At 45.7% G+C, this 771-nt stretch carries 1 protein-coding gene; it reads right to left on the reverse strand.

The features are described 5' to 3' along the window. Positions 1 to 141 precede the first annotated feature (141 nt). Positions 142 to 771, reverse strand: a 630-nt coding sequence (locus tag QTN95_RS20885) for a transposase (RefSeq protein ID WP_331418882.1), incomplete at its 5' end; no start/stop codon positions are given.

The following is a 771-nucleotide window of genomic DNA, read 5'->3' on the forward strand; positions in this document are numbered from 1 at the left end:
GGGGAGAGGGGTGCGTTCTGTCTGTCACGGTTTTGCGTGAATGAGTCTATTGAGGCTTTTTTGAGTATCGAGTGGCTCACCAGTAACATTTTTTGGTTTGGTGTGGGTTTCTTACTAGAGATTTAACGGTTGGCTAATCGCTTAGCTATCCAAGCGAAGTAAATTGAGTCGCTTTCGATTCATCAGCTGTTTGGCCATCATTGCGCTTTGGGTACAACCTACTGTAGTGCAGCGTAGCCGCTCTAATTGAGTGCAAGTCTCAAGCCAGTTTAATTGATTGATATTAAGTCTTTGCAATATCGGTAGCGTATCTTCACTTAAGCTCGCTTTCCCTTCTCGGTATTGACGTGCAGTCCAATCGACTAGCTCGATGTAATCCATCAGTCGAAACGGTATACCATCACGTTGATGGTTTTTGTCATTCCCAACAAACGGGTAAAGGCAAGGTGCCGTCTCTTGCTGATTGTTTAATGCCTCAACTCTCGCTTTAATTGAGGTGTAATCGGAGGTTTCTGGTGTTTGAGCTATTCCTGCTCTTAGCGGGTTTAAATCGACATACGTCATCGCTGCCGCGAGCGCCTGTTCATCTAGTAGAGCCTGGCTTTTGAAGCGGCTTTCCCAGAAATGTCCTTTGCATTGGTCTTCTTTGTTGGCTTGGCAGGCAATCTCAAAATTAAGCTCTTTCATAAACCAACTTAGGCTCCATAGTCGCTCACGCCAAGATTCGATAATCGCTAAACACACTTCAAGCTCGGCCTTACTGGTGAGCTG

The sequence above is a fragment of the Vibrio sp. M260112 genome, assembly GCF_036533775.1.
Lineage (GTDB): Bacteria > Pseudomonadota > Gammaproteobacteria > Enterobacterales > Vibrionaceae > Vibrio.